Source organism: Xanthomonas sp. DAR 35659 (assembly GCF_041242975.1).
Taxonomy (GTDB): Bacteria; Pseudomonadota; Gammaproteobacteria; order Xanthomonadales; family Xanthomonadaceae; genus Xanthomonas_A; species Xanthomonas_A medicagonis.
In genome coordinates, this window is sequence record NZ_CP162488.1 from 54,147 (window position 1) to 75,854 (window position 21,708).

General features: G+C 66.2%; 17 protein-coding genes. 13 read left to right on the top strand and 4 right to left on the bottom strand.

The window, feature by feature from the left end; genetic code table 11:
* Window positions 1–59: 59 nt before the first annotated feature.
* Window positions 60–1,433 (bottom strand): hypothetical protein, encoded by a 1,374-nt coding sequence (locus tag AB3X07_RS00270; protein WP_369941686.1) that lies wholly within the window; start codon window positions 1,431–1,433, stop codon window positions 60–62.
* A gap of 371 nt (window positions 1,434–1,804) precedes the next feature.
* Between AB3X07_RS00270 and AB3X07_RS00275 the strand changes: the two genes are divergently transcribed.
* Window positions 1,805–2,332 (top strand): hypothetical protein, encoded by a 528-nt coding sequence (locus AB3X07_RS00275; protein ID WP_369941687.1) that lies wholly within the window; start codon window positions 1,805–1,807, stop codon window positions 2,330–2,332.
* A gap of 47 nt (window positions 2,333–2,379) precedes the next feature.
* Here AB3X07_RS00275 and AB3X07_RS00280 read toward each other — a convergent pair whose 3' ends face one another.
* Both AB3X07_RS00280 and AB3X07_RS00285 read right to left on the bottom strand, forming a co-directional pair.
* Window positions 2,380–2,766, bottom strand: a complete 387-nt coding sequence (locus AB3X07_RS00280; RefSeq protein WP_369941688.1) for a hypothetical protein — start codon at window positions 2,764–2,766, stop codon at window positions 2,380–2,382.
* Window positions 2,763–6,110: a winged helix-turn-helix domain-containing protein gene (locus tag AB3X07_RS00285; protein ID WP_369941690.1), complete on the bottom strand. Its 3,348-nt coding sequence runs from the start codon at window positions 6,108–6,110 to the stop codon at window positions 2,763–2,765. Before AB3X07_RS00285 ends, AB3X07_RS00280 begins: the two co-directional genes overlap by 4 nt.
* A gap of 313 nt (window positions 6,111–6,423) precedes the next feature.
* On the opposite strand from AB3X07_RS00285, the gene fabV reads away from it, so the two are divergent.
* Window positions 6,424–7,629 carry an enoyl-ACP reductase FabV gene (gene fabV / locus AB3X07_RS00290; protein ID WP_369941693.1) on the top strand — a complete coding sequence of 402 codons (1,206 nt, stop codon included), beginning with the start codon at window positions 6,424–6,426 and terminating at the stop codon, window positions 7,627–7,629.
* Between the two features lie 502 nt (window positions 7,630–8,131).
* Here the strand turns inward: fabV and AB3X07_RS00295 are convergent.
* Complete coding sequence (locus AB3X07_RS00295; RefSeq protein WP_369941694.1) at window positions 8,132–9,154, bottom strand: PfkB family carbohydrate kinase; 1,023 nt, start codon at window positions 9,152–9,154, stop codon at window positions 8,132–8,134.
* A gap of 297 nt (window positions 9,155–9,451) precedes the next feature.
* On the opposite strand from AB3X07_RS00295, the gene AB3X07_RS00300 reads away from it, so the two are divergent.
* The 11 genes from AB3X07_RS00300 (at window position 9,452) to AB3X07_RS00350 (ending at window position 21,673) form a co-directional block, all read left to right on the top strand.
* Window positions 9,452–12,226, top strand: a complete 2,775-nt coding sequence (locus AB3X07_RS00300) for a TonB-dependent receptor (protein WP_369941695.1) — start codon at window positions 9,452–9,454, stop codon at window positions 12,224–12,226.
* 322 nt (window positions 12,227–12,548) lie between these two features.
* Window positions 12,549–16,346 (top strand): LamG-like jellyroll fold domain-containing protein, encoded by a 3,798-nt coding sequence (locus AB3X07_RS00305; protein ID WP_369944854.1) that lies wholly within the window; start codon window positions 12,549–12,551, stop codon window positions 16,344–16,346.
* Window positions 16,347–16,524: 178 nt separating this feature from the next.
* The gene (locus AB3X07_RS00310) at window positions 16,525–17,577 is read left to right on the top strand and encodes a RelA/SpoT domain-containing protein (RefSeq protein ID WP_369941697.1); all 1,053 of its coding nucleotides are present in this window, start codon (window positions 16,525–16,527) and stop codon (window positions 17,575–17,577) included.
* Between the two features lie 54 nt (window positions 17,578–17,631).
* Window positions 17,632–18,072 carry a hypothetical protein gene (locus AB3X07_RS00315; protein ID WP_369941699.1) on the top strand — a complete coding sequence of 147 codons (441 nt, stop codon included), beginning with the start codon at window positions 17,632–17,634 and terminating at the stop codon, window positions 18,070–18,072.
* Window positions 18,073–18,133: 61 nt separating this feature from the next.
* Window positions 18,134–18,574: a hypothetical protein gene (locus AB3X07_RS00320; protein WP_369941701.1), complete on the top strand. Its 441-nt coding sequence runs from the start codon at window positions 18,134–18,136 to the stop codon at window positions 18,572–18,574.
* A 91-nt stretch (window positions 18,575–18,665) separates the two neighbouring features.
* Window positions 18,666–18,995 (top strand): excalibur calcium-binding domain-containing protein, encoded by a 330-nt coding sequence (locus AB3X07_RS00325; RefSeq protein ID WP_369941703.1) that lies wholly within the window; start codon window positions 18,666–18,668, stop codon window positions 18,993–18,995.
* A gap of 509 nt (window positions 18,996–19,504) precedes the next feature.
* Window positions 19,505–19,753 carry a SymE family type I addiction module toxin gene (locus AB3X07_RS00330; RefSeq protein ID WP_369941705.1) on the top strand — a complete coding sequence of 83 codons (249 nt, stop codon included), beginning with the start codon at window positions 19,505–19,507 and terminating at the stop codon, window positions 19,751–19,753.
* Window positions 19,754–19,905: 152 nt separating this feature from the next.
* Entirely contained in the window at window positions 19,906–20,304 is a 399-nt protein-coding gene (locus tag AB3X07_RS00335; protein ID WP_369941707.1) for an Imm10 family immunity protein, read from the top strand.
* Window positions 20,305–20,341: 37 nt separating this feature from the next.
* On the top strand, window positions 20,342–20,632 hold the full coding sequence (locus AB3X07_RS00340) for a hypothetical protein (RefSeq protein WP_369941709.1): 291 nt from the start codon (window positions 20,342–20,344) through the stop codon (window positions 20,630–20,632).
* Window positions 20,633–20,757: 125 nt separating this feature from the next.
* Complete coding sequence (locus AB3X07_RS00345; RefSeq protein WP_369941711.1) at window positions 20,758–21,156, top strand: DUF4431 domain-containing protein; 399 nt, start codon at window positions 20,758–20,760, stop codon at window positions 21,154–21,156.
* Between the two features lie 130 nt (window positions 21,157–21,286).
* Window positions 21,287–21,673 (top strand): hypothetical protein, encoded by a 387-nt coding sequence (locus tag AB3X07_RS00350; protein WP_369941713.1) that lies wholly within the window; start codon window positions 21,287–21,289, stop codon window positions 21,671–21,673.
* The last annotated feature ends 35 nt before the right edge of the window (window positions 21,674–21,708 follow it).

A 21,708-nucleotide genomic window follows, 5' to 3' on the forward strand; every position in this document is an offset into this window, starting at 1 on the left:
GCGCAGCGCGCCTGCAACGCGATCATGCATCGCAGGCGCGTCGGCGGCGCGGTGCGCGATTACTCGGGCGGCAGCTTGGAGATCGCGACGCCGACGATCAGCGGCTGCTCGGAACTGGTGGTCCCGGTGAAGCTGTGCCCGGATTCGCTCAGCGTCCACCCGGCCTTCTCGCTGCCGCCCTCGGCGTCGAAGGTGAACGGCCCGATGCGCAGCCCGGTCGAGACCTTGAACTTCTCGGAGAACTTGGAGAAGGACGCCTTGCTGGCGGTGATGGTGAAGGTCGGCTTGTAGCCCACGTACATGCCGGTCTTGAGCAGGCCGAAGAAGCCCTTCTCGCCGAACACCGCCTGGGTGCCGTCCTCGCCGAACGCGCTGTAGCCCTTCACGAACGGGCCATTGCGCTTGCTGCGCACGAACGAGCCGTTGTACCAGTCGCTGGGCTGGATCTGGATCTGGTCCAGCGCCTCGAACTCCACCGCGACATTGAGTTCGTTGTCGGTCTCGAACTCGCTGATGCGCTCCCACTTGCCGGCCACACGCACCTGCCAGAACAGTTGGCGGATCTTGGCCGAGCCGCCGGCCCAGGTCTCGCTGTAGTCGTAGGCCGCGTCGCGGTTGTTGAAGCCCATGCTGGCGCCCGCCGGGCCCTGGCCGGCCTGCACCGCATCGAGCCACTCGCTGGCGTTCTGCGCCACCGACCAGTTCGGCACCAGCGGGAACTTGGCCAGCGCCGGGTCGTTGAGCTTGGCCCAGAAATCGTGATTGGCCATCTGCTTCTGCGCATCGCCCAGGCCCGGCGTGTTGGCCTGCACCACCAGCGCGTTGTAGGTGACCTGCGCCTGCTCCATCTTGGTCTGCATGCTGCTGATCTTGAGCTGCCAGCCGGCGCCGGCCGGCGACCCCAGCCATTCGGTGAAGGTCGGATCGTTGTCGGTGACCTCGTCCGCGTACACCGAGCGCGCCTGGGTGTAGGCGAGGGTGTAGCCGTTGCTGGCGGCGGTCACCGCGTCGTCGGCGGCCTTGATCCGCTGCCGCAGCGAGGGGTCGTCGGTCGCCGCCGGAACCACGTTGAGGAATTCCTGGTAGGCCTGGTTGAAGCGGTCGCCGCTGGACACGAAGGCGCCGACCGCGCTCCACTGCGGCGAGGTCGAGCAGAAGTCGTACTGCGCGGTGCCGATGAAGCCCACCGGCGGCGTCGGCCAGGCCCAGGTCGTGAACGGATAGACCATCTGGAAGGTGTCCGGGCTGGCGCCGATGGCCTCGGTCAGCGCGCGGTACAGCAGGCCCCAGGGCTTCTGGTCGTAGTCCGCGGCCTGCAGCGCGGCAGCGTCGAACTGCTGGCGTTGCGCGGCGGTATGGCGGAACAGCGAGACCGGGGAATCGTGGTCCTCGGTGGCCAGGGTCTCGGTAGCGTTGTCGGTACGGGTGAGCATGGGTGCGTCTCGGTGGACCGCAGCGGGCGCCGCGGCAGGTGCCTGGGGCCGCCGGCGTCGCGGCGGTCATGTCCGGTCGGCACGGAGCCGGACGGCGCCCACCGTGCGCGCCGCGTCCCGGCGTCGCCTTACCGCAACCTGCCGGAATGCAAATCAATGAATTAACTTGGGTTTTGGCGCTGCGTGGGCGCCGCCCGCTCGGCCCGTGGCGACATGCGCCGCCGCGGCCTGGGCCTGCCGGCGTGTGCCGGCCGCAACCGTAAGCTGTCCGTCAGGTCCGTCCGGCGGGTTGCCGGCAGGGTGGCGCGGCGGCCCCTCGCGCCGCCCGGAAACCGCATCGCGCGCTCCGGCCTCCGACCAGGACTACCGCCATGAACTTGTTCCGTACGTTCGTCTTGCTGACGCTGTCGCTGCTGTTCGCGGCGTGCAGCACCCCACTCCAGCCGCCCGCGTCCTCGGCCCCGCCGCAGGCGCTGTTCAAAGGCAACGATGTGTCCGAAGCCGAGGTGATCAGGCGCTCGCAGCTGGACGGTTGCCAGCTGATCCCCTATGACAGCAAACGCCAGACCTGTGTGGACAACAACGACGGCCTGCACGACCCCGACGCCTGCGGCGCGACGGCGTGCGAGCGCGCCGCAGGCCAGGCCGCCAACCGCCTGCGCCTGATGGCGTGGCAGAGCTGCGTGGACCGGCGCACCTCGATCAACGGCGCGTTCGCCAGCACGCTCAAGGACCTGGACGCGTTCAAGAAGGGGCCGAGCTACAAGAACTGGCGGCAGCAGGGCAAGAATGCGATGGCCGAGCTGATCGGGAAGATCAAGGCCGGCCAGCCCGGGCACACGGAGGCGTTGAAGAACGCGACCACCGCCTTGAACAACTGCAAGAAGATCGTGAACTGAGCGCAGGTCCCTGGCGGGCGAGGCCCGCCAGGGACGCGGCGGTGGCGCTACCGCAACGGCTGCGGCGAGATCTCCGGGTCGTTGCCCACCTGCGGGTCGCAGCTGAACAACTGGTCGCGCTTGTCGTCGTAGATCAGCACCGAGAAGAAGATCAGCGTCTGCACGGTGTTGAGGTTGTGCACCTCGGCGCTGCGTCCGTCCGGGGCGATCGCGGTGCGCTCGATCTGCCCGCGGGCGTCGGAATTGAGCACCGCCCTGATCTTGAAATGGTGCGAGACCTCCTTGTCCAGGCGATAGATCAGCTTGACCGGTGTTTGCCCCTTGCCGACGGTGATCACGTCCGGCGAGAAACTGTAGAAGTAGCGCCCATGTCCGGCGTTGCCGCCGAACACGACGTGGGCGGCGGTCAGGGTGATGTCGACGATGGCCGTCATGACTTGGTGTTCTCCTTGGGTGGCGGGTCATAGAGAGCGACGAAGCCCGGATGGCGGTAGCCCGCCAGAGACAGCCATGCGAGCGCCTGCGACACGGTCTGGCGCTGGCCCAGATGGACCTGCGCGCGTATCCACGGATCCAGCAACGTCTTGTCGCGCGAGCCGGCCGCGCGCGCATCGAGCAACTGCACAACGCGTTCCCATTCCTCGCGCGCCTCGGCCTGCGCGCCGGCGGCGGCCAGGCGTTCGCCGCGCCACACCCGCGCGTGCGCCAGCGCCGACAGGCCGAGCAGGTCGTCGGGCATCGCCCGGTGCAGGGCCTCCAGCCGCGCGACGATGCGCGCGCTGCGTTCGTGCTCCGCGCGCGCGCCCAGCGGCTGGTTCTGCGCGATGCGCAGCGCGATGACCGCATCCAGCCATTGCCATTCCGGCAGCGGCTGCGCCTGCAGCAGCGGCGCCAGCGCACGCTGCGCCTGCGACAGCTGCCGCAGCGCCGCCTCGTGCTGTCCGCGCAAGGTGGCGACCCAGCCCGCCTGCGCATAGGCGTGGGCCAGGTCGCGGCGCCAGGTGCGGTTGTCCGGCTGCGTCGCGACCAGGGCCGACAGCATCGCCACGCTGCGTTGCGCATCGGCCTGCGCGTCCTGCAGATGCCCGCGCGCCAGCGCCAGATTGGAGGTGCGCAGCAACGAGGTGGCCCAGCGGCGGCGCCAGGCATCGGCATCCGGCTCGCGTTGCACCAGCGCCTGCAGCATCGCCACCTGTTCGCGATAGCCCTGCTCGGCGGCCGCCAGCGCGCCATGGGATTCCTGCGCCGAACTCAGCCAGGACAGGCTGTCGACCAGTTCGTAGCGCACCGCGGCGTTGTCCGGGGCCTGCGCCAGCACCTGCCGCTTCAACGCCACCGAGCGCGCGAACAGCGCGATCGCCGCCTCGTGCCGGCCTTCGCTGCGCGCCAGGCTGCCGAGATTGTTGAGCGCATAGGAGACTTCCAGTTGCCAGCGCGGCTCCCGCGGCGCGCGCCGGGTCAGTTGTTCGGCGGTCGCCAGGTAGGACGTCCAGTACCGCCGCGCCTGCGCCGGATGCTTCTGCTGATAGGCGAGATAGCCCAGCCAGTACGCCGACAGGCCGGTCTCGGCCAAGGCGTCCAGCGAGGCCGGCGTCCCGGCGCTGGCCTGGCGCGCGGTCGCTGCCGAGCGCGCGAACGCGGCCTGCGCCTCGGCCAGGTTGCCCTGGTTCATCAGCACCTCGCCGGCGGTACGCAGGGCGCGCGCATGGTTGAGCAGCTCGGCCGCGCCCATGCTGGTGCTGGGCAGCCGCTCCAGATAGGCCAGGGCGCGGCTGCCGACGCTGTCGAGCAGCTTCAGGTTGCCGGTGGTGCGCAACTGATCGGCCAGGTCGCCGAGCATGTAGCCGACCAGTTGCTGCGCTTCGTCGCGGCGCTGCTCGGCGATCCGTTGCGCCTGCCGCGCCTGCCAACCGAGCAGCATCGACGCGCTGGCCAGCGCCGCCAGCATGCCGGCGGCGCCGCTGTACAGCCAGCGCCGGCGGTCGCGTTGGCGCTCGCTGGCGCGCAGGAAGGCGAGGTCGGTGGCGTCGAGATCGTGCGCCAGCCGTTTGGCCGCCTCGCGCGCCTCGCTCAACGGACGCCCGCTGTTGAGCAGGTGATCGGCGCGCCGGCCTTCGGCCGTCCATCGCTGCGCGGCCTGTCGCAGGCGGTTGCGCGCCTGCAGCAGGCGCCGGTTCTCGTGGATCCAGTCGGCCGCGCGCGGCCACTGCCGCAGCAGGGCTTCGTGGGCGACCGCGAAGCCGGGCCCGCCGACCGCCAGTTCGCTGACGAACAATCGCGCCTGCACGAACGCCTCGGCCATCGCGCGCGCCGCCGGCTCGGCCTGCAGCGCGGACCATGGCACGCGCCGCGAGGTCACCGCGGCGCTGTCCGGATGGATCACGCACAGGCGCGCCAGCACGCTGCCCAGCGAGGCCTGTGCCGGTTCCGCCAGCGCGCGGAACGCCTGCTCGGCATGGTGCGCCAAGGCGCCTTCCAGCCCGCCCAGCGCGCGATACGCGGCGAAGGTGAGCACGCCGTCGGCGGTGCGCCGCTCGTGCAAGGCGTGCAGCGTGTGCTGCAACAACGGCAAGGCGTCGGGCTGGCCGGCGGTGGCGTCGCGCAGCACGTCGTCCAGGCGCCCGGCGCTGTCGCCGTCTTCCTGGAAGCGCAAGCCGGCCATCGCCGCGGGGATGCGGATGATCTGGCCGATCTCGCCGGCGCGCGGCGCCAGCAGATCGACGTGGCCATCGCCACGCTTGAGTTCGGCGACGCCGGGCAGCGACTCGATCAGGCGCGGATAGAAATCGCTGCGGGTCAGCACCAGCACCGCGACCTGGGGCGCGGTGCACAGGGCGCGCAGCGCGGCGTCGAGCGCGGTGCGGTCGGCATCGCCGATGCCGGGCGAGGCCACCGTGGTCTCGGCGTGGTCGATCACCAGCAGCAGGTGGCGGTCGGCCGGCGCGCCGCTGCGCGCCGGCGGGCATTGCCGGATGGCTTCGGCGATGGCCGCGTGCAGGGCCGGCGGATGCTGCAGCCAGGCGGGAAGGGATCCCAGTTGCGCGGGGGAAAACACCGCGCGGGCGTTCGGTGCCCACTGCGCCAGCGCTTGCGCGAGCAGGTCCAGCACGTCGTCGCCGTGGCACATGGCCAGGTTGCAGTACGCCACCGCCAGCGCCTCCAGCCCGTCGAGGCCGCCGGGCTGGCACAGCAGCGGCACCACCCCGGCGCGCAGCAACGAGGTCTTGCCGCAGCCGCTGGCCCCGGACACCAGCACCAGCCCGCGCCGGCTCTGCAACTGCGCGCGCAGCGAGGCCATGATCTGGGCGATGGCGTGGCTGCGGCCGAAGAACACCTCGGCGTGCGCCGGATCGAACGGCTGCAGGCCGACGTAGGGATTGCCCTGTCCCCAATGGCGCGTACCGGGCAGCGTGCCGCGGTAGTCGTCGGGAAAGCTCACCTTCGGCAGCAGCCGATAGCCGCGCTTGCGGATGGTCTCGATGTAACGCGGCTGGCGGCTGTCGTCGCCCAGGCGCCGGCGCAGCTGGGCGATGGTCTTGTGCACCGGGTTGTCGCCGTAGAAGCTGCCGTGCCAGACCTCGATCAGCAACTGCTCGGCGCTGACCACCTCGCCGGCGCGCTCGGCCAGGGCGACCAGCACTTCCATCATGCGCGGCTCCAGCGCGATGTCCGCCCCCGCCTCGATCACCACCAGCCGCTCCGGCTCCACCAACAGCGGCCCGAGCCGAAACCTCGGCACGGCGCCGAGCTGGGTCACCCGCTCGCTTCGCTGCGACATCGCTGAGGGCCTCGGTCCGCGCCGCAGAGGCCATGCCCGCAGGATGACGGACACGATGTCCGCCAGGCCCCCCTGCCGTCGCCAGGCGCGCGTGGCGACGCAAGATCATGTTCCATCGCCCCGCCCGGTTTCATCGACTGCGTCCAGCTTCGTGCGCACGGATGTAGACAGAGTGGGCGCGCGCGCGGCATCGGCCGTGCCGGCGGCGGTGCGCGGACGCGTCCATACGTAGGCGTGTGCAGGCCGCGCCGCTTCATCAACCACGCCGCAGACATTAAGATGCCGCGGGGCATCCAGCCGAGAGGACATCACGTTGATCATCCACCCGAAAGTTCGCGGTTTCATCTGCACCACCACGCATCCGCTCGGTTGCGAGCGCAACGTGCTCGAGCAGATCGCCGCCACGCGCGCGCGCGGCGTACGCGGCGACGGCCCGAAGAAGGTGCTGGTGATCGGCGCGTCCAGCGGCTACGGCCTGGCCTCGCGCATCACCGCCGCGTTCGGTTTCGGCGCCGACACGCTCGGCGTGTTCTTCGAAAAGCCCGGCAGCGAGAAGAAGGCCGGCACCGCCGGCTGGTACAACGCCGCCGCGTTCGACAAGCACGCCAAGGCCGCCGGCCTGTACAGCAAGTCGATCAACGGCGATGCGTTCTCCGACGAGGCGCGCGCCAAGGTGGTCGACCTGATCAAGACCGAGATGGGCGGCCAGGTCGACCTGGTGGTGTATTCGCTGGCCTCGCCGGTGCGCAAGCTGCCGAGCACCGGCGAAGTGAAGCGCTCGGCACTCAAGCCGATCGGCCAGACCTACACCGCCACCGCGATCGACACCAACAAGGACGCGATCATCGAGGCCTCGATCGAGCCGGCCACCGAGCAGGAGATCGAAGACACCATCACCGTGATGGGCGGGCAGGACTGGGAACTGTGGATCGACGCGCTGGAGCGCGCCGGCGTGCTCGCGCCGGGCGCGCGCACCGTCGCCTTCAGCTACATCGGCACCGAGATCACCTGGCCGATCTACTGGCACGGCGCGCTGGGCAAGGCCAAGGTCGATCTGGACCAGACCGCGCAGCGCCTGCACGCGCGCCTGCAGCGCGACGGCGGCGCGGCCAACGTGGCGGTGCTCAAGTCGGTGGTGACCCAGGCCAGCGCGGCGATCCCGGTGATGCCGCTGTACATCTCCATGGTCTACAAGATCATGAAGGAGAAGGGCCTGCATGAAGGCACCATCGAGCAGGCCGACCGCCTGTTCCGCGAGCGCCTGTACCGCGTGGACAGCCAGGCGGCCGAGGTGGACGACGAGAACCGCCTGCGCCTGGACGACTGGGAACTGCGCGACGACGTGCAGGACGCCTGCAAGGCGCTATGGCCGCAGGTGACCACCGAGAACCTGTTCCAGCTCACCGACTACGCCGGCTACAAGCACGAGTTCCTCAAGCTGTTCGGCTTCGAGCGCAAGGACGTGGACTACGACGCCGACGTCGATCCGGACGTGAAGTTCGATTGCATCGAGCTGTAGAGAGCCGGGATTGGGGAATCGGGAATCGGGAATGGAGAGGCGGCCGGCAGCGATGCCGGCCGTTTTTCCTGGTGGTTCGCGTCGCGACTGACGTCGCTCCCACAAGGGCTCGGTCGTCGCGGAAGCTGCGTGCATCGCTCCTGTGGGAGCGACGTCAGTCGCGCTGCGGGAACCTCAGGCCGCCGCCATCGCGCGCGCAGTGCAGGTGCTTAGGAACAAGCCGCCTGCGCTCCGACGCCGCTTGCAGCGCAGGCGACAACGCGAGAAGTGGTGATTGGCGAGGGACCGGTGCCGCGATTCTGTGCGTGTCTTGGCATCGCGGCGATTTCATTTTCCGGTCGCGGCTGAAGCCGCTCCTACACCAGCGCGGCGCCCGCTTTCCTGTAGGAGCGGCTTCAGCCGCGACAGAACAACGACACGCCAGCACCCTCGGCCAGCGCGCAACCCCACCGCAACCGACGCTCTTGCCAATCCCCATTCCCCAATCCCCATTCCCCGCCCCTCACCGCTTCACATCGAACCGCGACGTCCCCACGCAGGCCTGCACCTCATCCGCCGCCAGCGGATGGAAATCGCCCGGCACCGAATGCTTCAGGCAGCCGGCGGCCAGGCCGAAGCGGATCGTCGCGGTGTCGTCCCAGCCCTGGCTGAGGCCATGCAGCACGCCGGCGGCGAACGCGTCGCCGCCGCCGATGCGGTCGACGATGCCGGTCAGTTCCTCGACCGGCGCCTGCGCCACGCCGCCATCGCGGCGCAGCAGCATCGCGCCCAGGCTGTGATGATCCACGCGGTGCGCCACGCGCTGGGTGCAGGCCATCGCCTGCAACTGCGGGAACGCGGCGAAGGCGTCGCGCGCGCCGGCTTCCACCCGCGCCTGCGCGCTGTCCTGCGGGTACTGATGGCCCAGCACCACGCCCAGGTCGCGGTAGTCGGCGAACAGCACGTCGGCCTGCGCCAGCAACTGGCGCAGGATGCCCGGCGCATCGCCGTTCCACGCCTCCCACAGCTTGGGCCGGTAGTTGCCGTCGAACGACACGCGCACGCCGAGCGCGCGCGCGCTGCGTGCCGCCGCCAGCGCCGCCGCCGCGCCCTGCTCGCCCAGCGCCGGGGTCACCCCGGACAAATGCAGCCAGTCCGCGCCGCGCAGCAGCGCCGGCCAGTCGTAGGCATCGGCGCCGGCCAGCGCGAAGGCCGAGCCGGCGCGGTCGTAGGTCACCTCGCTGGGGCGATGGCCGGCGCCGGTCGTGAGGAAGTACAGGCCCATGCGCCCGGGCACGAAGCGTACGCCGCGGGTGTCCACGCCGTGCCGGCGCAGCTCGCCGGCCGCGGCCGCGCCGAGCGGGTTGTCCGGCAGCACGCTGACCATCGCCACGTCGTGGCCGAAATGCGCCAGCGACACGCCGACGTTGGCCTCGGCGCCGCCCACGTGCACCTCCAGCCGCGGCGATTGCAGCAAACGCTCGTGGCCGGGCGCACCCAGGCGCAGCAGCAGTTCGCCGAAGCAGACGATGCGGGAGGCGGTCATGACGATGGGAGTCCTTGGTGGAAAGGAAAGGGCGCCCAGCATGCCGGGGAACGGCGCCCACGGCCAGTGTGGTGACCATCGGTGTCATTTTTCCGGCCCAACGACCCGCCGCATCGCCTGCAACGACCGCATTCCCGCGCCCTTCGCATGCAAAACGCCCCGCAATTCCGGGATGCGATCTGCTGCGCTGCAAGATGCCGCGATGTTTCCCAACTGTTAAGGTCGGTTTTGACCAGCGGTGTCATCCGCGGCGAAACCGAACACCAACGCAGTTCATGGACCCTTGGGAGGGGAGACATGCAATCTCGTACCGAACGCCGGAAGACACCGGTTACCTTGCTCGCGCTGTCCATCGGCCTGGCGCTCCAGGCCGGCGCGCTGCAGGCGCAGGACGCGCCCGCGCAGGCGCCCGCCACCGCCTCCGCCGATGCCACCACCGAACTCGACACCATCGTCGTCACCGGCTACCGCGCCAGCGTGGAGAAGGCGCTGGACATCAAGCGCGCCGAGAAGGGCATGGTCGACGCCATCGTCGCCGAGGACGTGGGCAAGTTCCCCGACACCAACCTGGCCGAATCGTTGCAGCGCATCCCCGGCGTGGTCATCACCCGCGACGCCGGCGAAGGCCGCAACATCTCGGTACGCGGCCTCGGCCCGGACTTCACCCGCGTGCGCATCAACGGCATGGAAGCGCTGACCACGGTCGGCGCCAGCGACCAGAGCGGCGGCACCAACCGCGGCCGCGGCTTCGACTTCAACGTGTTCGCCTCGGACCTGTTCACCCAGATGGTGGTGCGCAAGACCGCCTCGGCCGACGTCGAGGAGGGCTCGCTGGGCGCGACCGTCGACCTGCGCACCGCGCGTCCGTTCGACTACGACAGCTTCACCTTCGCCGCCAACGGCCAGGCCACCTACAACGGCATGTCGCAGAAGGCCGATCCGCGCATCGCTGCGCTCATCGCCAACACCTGGGCCGACGGCACCTTCGGCGCGTTGATGTCGGTGGCCTATTCCGAGCGCCAGGTGCTCGAGGAAGGCAGCGGCACCACGCGCTGGGCCAACGGCCCGAGCAACAACGGCTACAGCCCCACCTCGCCGTTCGCCGCCGCCAACAGCGCCAATGTGTTCAGCCCGCGCATCCCGCGCTACACGCAGATGGAGCACGAGCAGAAGCGCCTGGGCGTGACCGGCTCGCTGCAGTGGAAGCCCAGCGACAGCACCGAGTTCTCGCTGGACGGCCTGTATTCGAAGATCGACGCCAAGCGCTACGAGCACTACATCGAGGCGATCAGCTTCAGCCGCGGCCGCTCGCAGAACGGCAAGCCGGAGATGATCGTGCGCGACGGCTACGTCGATCCGGCCTCCGGCGCGTTGCTGTACGGCCGCTTCGACAACGTCGACGTGCGCTCGGAAAATCGCTACGACGAGTGGAACACGGTCTTCAAGCAGCTCACCCTGAGCGGCGAGCATCGCTTCAGCGACACCTTCAAGATCACCGGCGAAGTCGGCTCGTCCAGTTCCAAGCACCGGAACCCGATCCAGACCACGGTGATCATGGACAAGAACAACGTCGCCGGCTACAGCTACGATTACCGCGACAGCTTGACGTCGCCGGTATTCAACTACGGCATCGACCCGACCGCCGCCAACGGCTGGACGCTGGCCGAAGTGCGCATGCGCCCGCAGGCGGCCAACAACGACTTCGACACCGGCTCGTTGAATTTCGAGTGGAACCTGGGCCCGAACTTCACCCTCAAGGGCGGCGTGCTGGCCAAGAACTACGGCTTCGACACCAAGGAGTTCCGCCGCGCCAACGAGACCTCGGTGCCGACCTTCGCCACCGGCAACCGCATCGTGCCGGTCGACCTGGTCGCGCAGGCCGGGCTGAAGGGCATCGGCGGCGCGCCGTCGAACTGGGCGGTGCCGGACCTCAACGGCATCGCCGACGCGCTCGGCATCTACAGCGGCACCGGCACCTGGACCCTGGCCGAGCGCGCGGTCAACACCCGCAGCGTGGAAGAGAAGGACCGCGGCGCCTGGTTGATGGGCGACTTCGGCTTCGACATCGGTTCGATCCCGTTCTCCGGCAACATCGGCGTGCGCTACGTGAAGACCAACCAGTCGTCCACCGGCTACGCCCTGGTCGGCCCGAACCTGATCAACACCACCGTCGAGCGCGACTATCACGACACCCTGCCGTCGTTGAACCTGGTCGCCGAGATCAGCCCGGACTTCCTGATCCGCTTCGGCGCCGCCAAGGTGATGACGCGGCCCGGCCTGGGCAGCCTGACCCCGGGCGTGACGGTCGCCGTCGCCGGCGGCGCGCGCACCGTCAGCGGCGGCAACCCGAACCTGGACCCGATCCGCGCCAAGACCGCCGACCTCGGCTTCGAGTGGTACCTGCAGGAAGGCGCGATGCTGGGCCTGGCGCTGTTCTACAAGGACATCGACAGCTTCGTGCAGACGGCGCGCACCATCGCCCCGTACTCCAGCAGCGGCCTGCCGGTCAGCCTGCTCGATGGCACCGGCGCGGCGGCCAGCGACGACTTCGTCTTCAGCGTGCCGCTCAACACCCCGGGCGGCAAGCTGAAGGGTGCCGAGTTCAACTACGTCCAGCCCTTCACCTTCCTGCCGGGCAAGTGGGCCAACTTCGGCACGCAGTTGAACTACACCTACGTGCAGTCGAAGATCCAGTACGTCACCGGCACCGGCGCGCTGTCGTTCAACACCGACCTCACCGGCCTGTCGAAGAATTCGTACAACGCCACGCTGTTCTACGAAGGCGAGCGCTTCAGCGGTCGCGTGTCGCTGACCCACCGCGACGGCTACCTGACCCAGGTGCCGGCAACGGAAAGCGGCTTCGACATGCACGGCATGCGCGGCACCAATGTCGTGGATGCCAAGCTGACCTACAAGATCGACGAGAAGATCGACATCAGCCTGGAAGGGTCGAACCTGACCAACGTGCCGTACTACGAGTGGGTGCAGACCAGCGCGACCGGCGCGCAACTGCCGCTGACCTACAGCGAGACCGGCCGCCAGTACGCGATCGGGGTGCGTTACAAGTTCTGAGGGTTGCGTTCGCCGGTGCCGCGCCGCGGCATCGGCGACGCCCCGGCGCCTGCATACTTGCGGGCCGGGGAGGGAGATCGACGCGCGCCGTCGCGGTGCGCGCCGATCGCAAAGGAGCGAGATGAAACAGGCAATTCGCCGTGGCGCCGTCGCCGCATACGATCCATCCGCCCCCTGTAGGAGCGGCTTCAGCCGCGACAGAACCCCACCGCCCCACGCCATCGCGCCACCCACGCGATACTCCACACGCACAGCTCAAAAGCTCCCCAACATCGGCGAGCGCCTCCTGGCCTACGGCCTGGTCCTGCTTTCCTGCCTGGCATTGCCGGCCTTCGCCGCACCCGCACCTAGCACCGCCCCCGAACTCCTGTTCCGCGTCTCCGCCGACCACGGCTTCGACGCCGACATCGCCCAAGGCGATGCCACGCCCAACTTCCGTGACAAGGTCGCCCTCGTGCCCACCGGCGTGAAGGGCAACGCGATCGAATGGGCCGACGATGGCGTGCTCGCCTGGAACGCGCCTGGCAACCTCTACACCCAGCGCGGCACGCTGTCCTTCTTCTGGCGTTCGCGCTATCCCGTGGGCGAAGCCCCGTTCGTGATTTTCCGCGTCGGCTACGCCGACCACAGCAGCTGGGACATGGCCTGGCTGCGCATCGACTGGAACGGCCACGGCTTCGATGCCTTCGTCACCGACGCCAACCTGGCGCGCACCCGCGTCTCCTTCACCCTCGACAAGCACCCGGCGCCCAGCGCCTGGACCCACCTCGCCTTCGCCTGGGACGAAACCCGCGGCGTGCGCTTGTACGTGGACGGCAAGGAAGCCGCGCGCGCCGAGTGCGCGCAGGCCTGCGCTAACGGCGGCTCGCTCGACTTCGATGCCGCACTCGACCAGCTCGGCCTGGCCGGGCGGGTGATGGCCCCGCACCAGGTGCAGAGCCGCTACAACTTCCTGCGCGGCAGCGACTTCGACGAACTCCGCGTCTACGACCGCATGCTCGACAGCGCCGGCGTCGCCGCCTTGGCCAAGTTGCAGGAACCGCGCAGCGCCGAACCATTGCGCGACGATGCCGCGCGCAACGCCTGGCTGCACCGCTACGGCTGGGACCACGGCCGCGCACCGCCCGTGCTGGACGCGCCGTCCATCCGCATCCGCAAGGTCGAATTCGCCGACGCCAAGGACCTCAAGCAGTGGATGTGGAAGGCCACCGACGGCATCGCCGAGACCACCTGGCCCGGCGTCTACAACCGCTCGCGCCTGCCCGGCCGCAACGACTACTTCCAGCTGCCGGACTGGAACGTCTACGTCGAAGGCGGCAAGGCACTGGACCTGGCGCTGCCGGACGAACCGTTCAACCGCATCGAACTGCGCGGCGCCGCCTACGGCGAGGCCAGCTACGCTGCCGCCGGCGCAACGCCCGCGCCGCTGTTCCAGCGCAGCCAGGGCACCGTGCGCAGCGTCGACCAGTTCGAGCGCCGCCGCGGCGGCCACCTGCGCTTCACCAACACCGCGCAGGAAACCCCGATCCAGGAAATCTGGGCCTACGACGTCAGCGCCGGCGCCGCGCCATCGAATCCCAGCGCCACCCTCAGCTACACCGTGCGCAGCGACATCGCGCCGGACTATGCCAACCTCGCCGCGCTGCGCAGTTATATCGACGGCCGCTACCCGCCGGCCGAACGCAGCACCGTGATCGCGCTGCCGAGCAAGGCGCCGGCGCGCAAGCGCGGCGACGAAAAACCCGCCGCGCCATCGCTGCCGATCGTGCACGTGCTGATCCCCTCCAGCCTCGGCGACGCCCCGCCGGACCAACCGTTGATGCGCAGCTGGTCCTACGGCTGGGAGAACATGCACGACGGCCTGGACGGCATCGCCATCGACCTGCCGGCGCTGAACCTGCCGGCCACCCACGACGGCCTGATCCCGCTCAACATCCGCGTCAAGGATCCGATCTGGCCGGCGCGCGACATGCTCGACGTCTCGGTATCGGTGAAACCCGGCCAGGCGCGCACGCTGTGGCTGGACCTGCGCGACCGCATCCTGAGCAACGATAGCCTGATGCTCAGCATCGCCTCCGCCGCGCCCGGTTTCCACGCGCGCGCGCTGGACGGCGCGCAGCTGCGCCTGCTGTTCAAGCCGCGCGACCAGGCCAAGGCCGAACACATCGCCGACCGCTTCAACCAGGTCAAGGACAACTGGGGCTTCCTGGTCGAGGAACACACCACCTCCAAGCGCCAGCGGCTGTACGCGCGCCTGGATGCCGACATCAACGACCTGCTGCGCGTGGACCCGGACAACGCCCTCGGCCGCGAATACTGGAACGACATCAGCTACGGCAACCAGGGCGCGCTGCCGGTGGACCTGCCCACCCCGCCCAAGGGCGTGCCGGCCTGGGCGTTCTGGCAACTGGAAGACCTCAAGGCCACGCGCCGCTACATCAACTGGTGGATCGACCAGCGCCAGGTGGCCTACGGCGATTTCGGCGGCGGCATCTCCGACGATTCCGACCTCACCCAGCAATGGCCCGGCGTGGCCCTGATGGGCGTGGACCCGGACAAACTCAACGCCTCGCTGACCGCGCTGTCCGACTCCAACTACCGCAACGGCATGTTCACCGACGGCCTCTCCACCATCGAGACCGACGAACTGCATTCGTACGAGGAAGGCATCAACATCAACAGCGCCATGCTCTACCTCAACTGGGGCGACCCATTGACGGTGGAACGGCTGATGCGCACGGTGAAGGCCTTCGACCGCATCATCCAGGTCAACCCGCAGGGCCACCTGCTGTTCGCCAGCAACTGGTTCGGCGGGCGCAAGGTCTACCGCGAGCCGAACTGGCAGTGGCAAAAACCCTATTCGTTCCCCATCCTGCACCCCGCGCTGCTGCTGGGCGGCTACAACGCCGACCCCAACAGCCGCCGCATCGTCACCGGCCTGGCCGATGGCTACCTCGCCCACGCCTACACCGACGCCAAGGGCCAGTGGGCGCTGCCCAACGAGATCAACTGGAAAACCGGCAAGACCCGCGGCGGCAACCTGTTCGAAGGCAGCGGCGGCGCCGACACCCTGCACACCTTCTGGGCCGCCTACCGCTGGACCGGCCAGGCGCGCTACCTCAAGCCCATCGACTACCGCGTGGCCAACGCCGGCCCCAACGGCCTGTCGCTGCTCAACGAAAACTTCCTCGACGTGCTCGGCAAGCGCGACAGCTGGGGTGCCGACCTCGCCAAGGCCGCGGCCGACGCGGACGCCAACGACACCCCGGACTTCGCCAATCACGTCGCCTGGGAACAAAGCGGCGACCCGCGCTGGCTGGAAACCCTGTACCGCGCCGAGACCCGCGACAAGTTGCAGAGCTTCTACATGAACACCGAAGGCCACTGGTGGAGCGACCGCGTCGAATCGCCCACCGTGAACCTGCAGCGCGCCCGCCTGGGCGGCGTGGCCCTCAAGCGCAACCAGACCTACCCCGGCCACACCGTCAGCTGGCGCTTCGCCGATCCCGAAGGCGCGGTGCAGGTCGCCCTGCTGCTGCCTAAGCCGCGGCAGGATCGTTTCACCGTTATCGGCTACAACACCGGCGGCAAGGCGCAGCGCGCACAGATGACTGGCTGGAATGTAGCCGCTGGGCAATGGCGCATGCGTTCGGGCATCGATCGCGATGGCGATGGGAAGATCGACGGCAAGGCCGACACGCGCGAGTTCGCCTTCGAGAAGAGCGGGGCGGTGGACGTGGAATTCCCGGCCGGCAAGACGGTGGTGATGGAGTTCGAACTGGCCGCGCCTGCCGCGCTGCCGGTCGAGCAACGGCCGGACCTGGGAATTGGGCGTAGCGATGTGCGGGTGAGTGCGGATGCCATCGAGGTCACCGTGCACAGCCTTGGTCATGCGGATGCGCCAGCGGGGTTCGTGGTGCTGGAAGATGCACGTGGCCGGGAATTGGCGCGGGCGGCGTTTCCTGCGTTGGGGGCGCCGCGGGATTTGGAGCCGAGGACTGCGAACGTACGGCTGGCTTTGCCCGATAGCGAAAGCATCAAGGGCGCACGGTTGCGCGTAGTGACCGGAGGGGAGATGGTAGAGGCCACCCAACGCAACAACATGCTTGAGTTGCGGTGAAATCCGAAAGCTGTTCGCAACCTGGTGTGCTGGGATCTCGGTAAGACCTTCATTACACCCGGAATAAGCGGCGGTAACGGCTGTTTCGGCGGATTGACGGCGTTCAATGACTCAGCGAGGATTGCGTTACTCCGCGTTTAGGCGGTCCAATAGTAGTCTTAGGGGTTACGGACAGATTATGGCAACGGAAAGTTCCTACCCGGGTGGCTCCAAATCTCGTGTCAGCCGAGCCGGAGACAACGTCCGTCACGGTCGCGCTACACCCGAGGATCTCTCCGTAATTGAAGACTGGCGCGCAGCTCACCGTGGCGTCATCAATACATTTCAAGCAATTCTTCGCAATCGCCTTCGCGGGCAGCGGGTTACGGTTGCACAGCGCCACAAGCGTCGAAACACCATTTTTGACAAGCTAGAGCGCCTGCCCGGAATGCAACTCGCTCGAATGGACGACGTCGCTGGATGCAGATTGATCTTTCGCAACGAAAAAGAGCTTAGAAAGTTTCGTCGCTCCCTTCACGAAGCCAGATTCAATCACAAGCTTCGTCACGAGCCGGATAAGTACGACTACATTGAGAGTCCAAAAGACACCGGTTACCGCGGAATACATGACGTGTACGAATATGACGTCAACTCTGAAGCTGGAAAAGGGCTAAAGGGCCTTTATGTGGAAATTCAGTACCGTACACTTGTCCAACATGCATGGGCTACAGCGGTCGAGATCGTTGGTTTTATCACCGAAAGTCAACCAAAATTTGAACGAGGTGATGAGAGGTATCATCGGGCGATGGCCCTTGCGAGTGAAATCTTAGCCCGAGCACATGAGAGTAGAACCGGACCGCTTCCGGACATAAGCGATCGGGATCTTCTTGAATCATTCCTGTTGCTCGATCAAGAACTGGGTCTCTTACAAACGCTGCGGGGCCTTCACCAGGCCAAGAGCGATATTTCCGACAAGAAAAATAGCATTCTAATTTTTGATCCATCAGGTGAACTAACGATCCGCAGCTATCGAGACTCTACAGATGCGCTCCGAGATCTATTTGAGCTCGAGAAGGAAATGCCGGGAAAGGACATCGTCCTCGTGCGCGCAGACTCAAGCGATGAAGTACGGACGGCCTTCCGCAATTATTTTACTGACGCGCGCGAGTTCGTTCGGCTCCTTGACACAGGTTGCGCAAAGCTCAGCGGACACGATGGTGGGTTACGCAGGCGGGCTCGGCGTAACACCTGAAAATTCATTCAAGCCGACGCCGCGGCGCGGCTTAATTCAGGCGTTAAGGCTCATATGGACATCTCGACAATTTCAGCGGCGGTATCGTCGCTAAAGGTTGCAAAGGACATTGCTCAGGGTATGTTGCACCTCAGCAACATTGCCGAGGTACAGAGCAAGGTCATTGAGCTACAGTCCGCCATATTGGACGCACAGGGGAAGGCGCTCGATGCACAGGCCGATCTTGTATCAATCAGTCAAGAGCTTGCTGCGGCCAAGAGTGAGATCGCCGCTCTTAACTCGCACAGAGACTTTGTTGCAACCCTCTCGCGCCATGATGGCGCCTATTTGGCACCGGGCGATCCAGATCCGTTCTGTCCTCGATGCGTCGAGGCAAGCACCACGCCGATCCATCTGTTCAGGACCTCCAAGATGGAGCTCCGCCATTGGATTTGGGCATGCCCACAATGCAAAACGCAAATGCCTTGGAGTCGGCCAGTGAACCCTAACAATTAATTCAAGCCGAACCCACTTCGCGGTCGGCTTAACTCAGGTGTTATGTCTTTGGAGAAGGTGTGTGGCGACTTATAATGGACTGGCTTTTGATACTCCGCTTCTTGCCCAATGGGCAGCATTCTTCGATCTGGCAGGCTGGAAATGGTCGCGAGGGGTAGCGCCGGCAGGTGACTGGATTCCCGACTTTCGCGCAACATTTGATTGCTGCCACTCAGAGTGCAACGGAAGCCACACAATTCTAATTTCAGTCTTGCCGGTTTCAGACATAAATACGGTCAAAGGCCATCCTGCACTTAGCCACTGTTGGGGCGTCACCGGATCTGATGGCGTGACTTTTGCTGATGCTGGCGCACTGTTTGGAACAAGTCCGAGCAATACGTACTGGGTGATGGCCCACGGTGCGGGCGGCGGGACCGATGACGCGACCTACTGGGCTGACGACGCTGAGGCACTCTGGTTAAAAGCAAAATCAGCGATCAACTCATCTCGTGCAGATACATAACAATTAATTAAGCTGAACCAAATAAAGGGGTCCAAATAAAGGGGTCGGAGGAAAAATCTGCTGTTCCCATTTATCCAGGATGAGATCCAACATGCGCACTGCAATCGTCATCTGCGCGACACTAATCACTTTGCTCGCTCCAGCATTGGCACTCGCGCATCCGGGCGGTTTGAACGCCGAAGGCTGCCACAACAACCGGAAGACCGACGAGTACCACTGTCACCAAGGTGGCGCTTCTGGTTCTCGCACCTCTAGTGCCCCTCGGCAGAGCTTCTCCGTTCCAGCTGAGGACAAGGGCAACACTCGGCCGTTTGCCAACTGCTCCGAAGCTCGGGCCGCGGGCGCCGCACCGGTTCGCCGTGGCGATCCAGGGTACGCTCCCAAGTTGGACCGCGATAACGATGGTATTGGGTGTGAGTGATATCCAGAGGCTTGAGCACAACCACCCGTTCAAGCTGATGCCGCTTTGCTGCGTGGCTTAATTTGCATGCCTGATATGAGGCGGAAAGAGGTTTGCGATAACAGGATCAAGCTCACTTTCAATCCTGCGATTTTGCCACGTCGATCAGTTGACATTCGAAACAACAAGTAGCAATCTAATCTCCAAGGAGCGTAGAAACTCCTCTAACAGCGGTATCCACCTCCGACAAACCGGTGGGTTTTTTGTGCCTGATCCTCAGGTGCAACCGACGTGATGCCTGCGTCGGGAGGGCGGCTAATACAACACCCTTCGGGGAAATACGCCCGCCGTCTGTTAGCGGTTTCTAACCTCCCGACATCCCGTCGCCGGTCGGCGGGGGGTTTCTGGCCGTCAAGGAGGGCTTCGCCATGCATCCACCGTCATCCCGTCCCGCCCCTGCGCGCAAGCGTGCCACGCGCAACGCAACCTGCTGCCCGAACTGGACCATCGTCGAGTCCGAGCTCATTCCCATGCTGACGACCGAGCAGATCGCCGCGGCCGACGCCGCCGATCTCGCCCGCCAGCAACGCGCCCCGCGCCGCACACGCCCGCCGCAGCACTGCACCGTCGGCTGCGGCCATGCCGCCAACGGCAAGCGCATGCCCGCGTTGCGCCTGGCCGGCCGCTGGATGGAGGAACTGGGCTTCGCCATTGGCGAGAAGTTGCAGGTCCGCGTGCGCCACGGCGAACTGGTGGTAAGCCTGTCCGCCGAGGACTGACCCAGGCATCCTGCACCTGCTGCGCCACCGCTCGGCGCGCTGTACCGGCGGTGTACGGTGGCAGCGCTTCATCGACCTGGTTGCCCGGACTCGCGCATCACCAAGCTTCCGTGCACAGGTCCGGTCATTCAATTAAGGGAGCAGGCATCGGAATGTCATCGTTCTTACTTCATGCTGGAAGCGTCGCGGTGGAACATCCAGAGGGAGAATGCCATTTGGTCGGCTTCGCCGACCAAGCGTTCGATACCACAACCTATCTCCTGCTCCAGCGCGCATTCGCGTTCGACGAACAGGACATGGCATTGGGGATGGACACATATCATGTCGAGTGGTCCGGTCAGGAAACCTCGGGCTATGGTGGCATCTCCCAGTTCCTGCTCAGCCGTAGCCATGCGCGGATCACGTTCGCTCCAGATTCGCCGATGGCGAGGGGCGGCATGGCGATTCTCACTATCGTGTTCCAGTTGGTCCCTTCGGAGTACCTGGCATTGCAGGATGCCCTTCACCACATCCTCCAGGGGAGCGATTGCTACTTTGTGGCCGACCCTTAAGGCATCACAATCAAACAGTCAGTCCAGGGTTAACCCAATGAGCGCTCCCCCCAAAATCGTTTTGCACTCGCTGCACGGCTATCGAACCGACCTGGAGCCGTTGGTTGCCGACTGGATTCGAGAGGGAGTTAAGTACGTCGGTGTTGTAGGTGTAGATGCCGCGCGGATTGAGGAAGCGATCGATGATCTGTGCACGGGCGACGGCTCAACCCCCTACTTCATGCTTACCGCCTCTCATGGCGAAGGCGAGACTCTTGCTGATGCCATCCTCCTTGCTGAGCAATTGTCGGATGGCTTCGACGGTCCTCTAAGCGTGGTTGAATTCTGAGACACTTATGCAGAAAATTCTGGTATCGGGGAAGCCGGGCAGCACATTGGGCCGATTGGCGGCGTTCCATGGCTCGGCGAGGATCTTCCACCGCCTCGTTATCGGTCCAGTAGCAGTTGACGCCCATGCCCCGACATCTCGCTCTTTTGCTGCCTTTGCTCCTCGCGGCATCGAGTGCTGCGAACGCCAACTGTCTGCCAGGTCAGCCGGCGACTGTTCGGCTCACTGGCATCCTTGAGCGCGTCACGTTCCCAGGTCCACCAAACTACGAGAGCGTCCAGAGCGGCGACGCACCCGAAACCTACTACGTCCTGCAACTGCCAGCGCAGGTATGCGTTGTCGATTCCGATCAAAGCGTCATCTCGGCCAACCACCTGCAACTATTCCTGGAGCCGAAGCAATACGACGTGTTCCGACCTCAGCTCGGCAAGCGCATCACGCTGCCGGGCGAACTGTGGCCTGCTGAAACCGGACACCACCACACACCGCTGATGTTTACGCCGGCCAGTGGGAAGACGGGTTAATGATCCATCGTTCATAAGGCAGCCTCGGGCATTTCGATGATTGACGGCCGTCGGAGCCTCGGCGAGTATCGTCCCATGCCGCGCTTGCATGGCCGATAGAGGATCAAGGCTGCTCACGGGGGACGCATTCATGGACGTACGCACCGTTTGGGAAATCATCTCCTACGCCTGGACCGAGATCGGGATCGACGAGGCCGAATGCCAGGCGCTGGTGCAAAAGGGCGGTATCGGGGTGGGCGATCTGGACGAGGTCGACAGGCTGTTCTACAGGGACATCTGTGCTTCCTTCGCGGTAGACGCCTTTCTTGTCTTTCCCTTGATGCTGTGGATGCTGATGCCGGACTGGGGCTACAGCGACAAGTATCTGCGAAACCGCATCGCTCGCTGGTATGGCCGCCCTTACTGGGTCCACTTCCTCAACCCCCTGCGAATGCTGGGTTATCCCGTGGCACTGTGCTTCGCATGGAACTACCGCGCGAAGCTTCGTCGCGCGGTGCATGTAGTGGCAATGACCTGACAGCGAGTGCAAGGCACCCGATCTGGGGTGCGCCC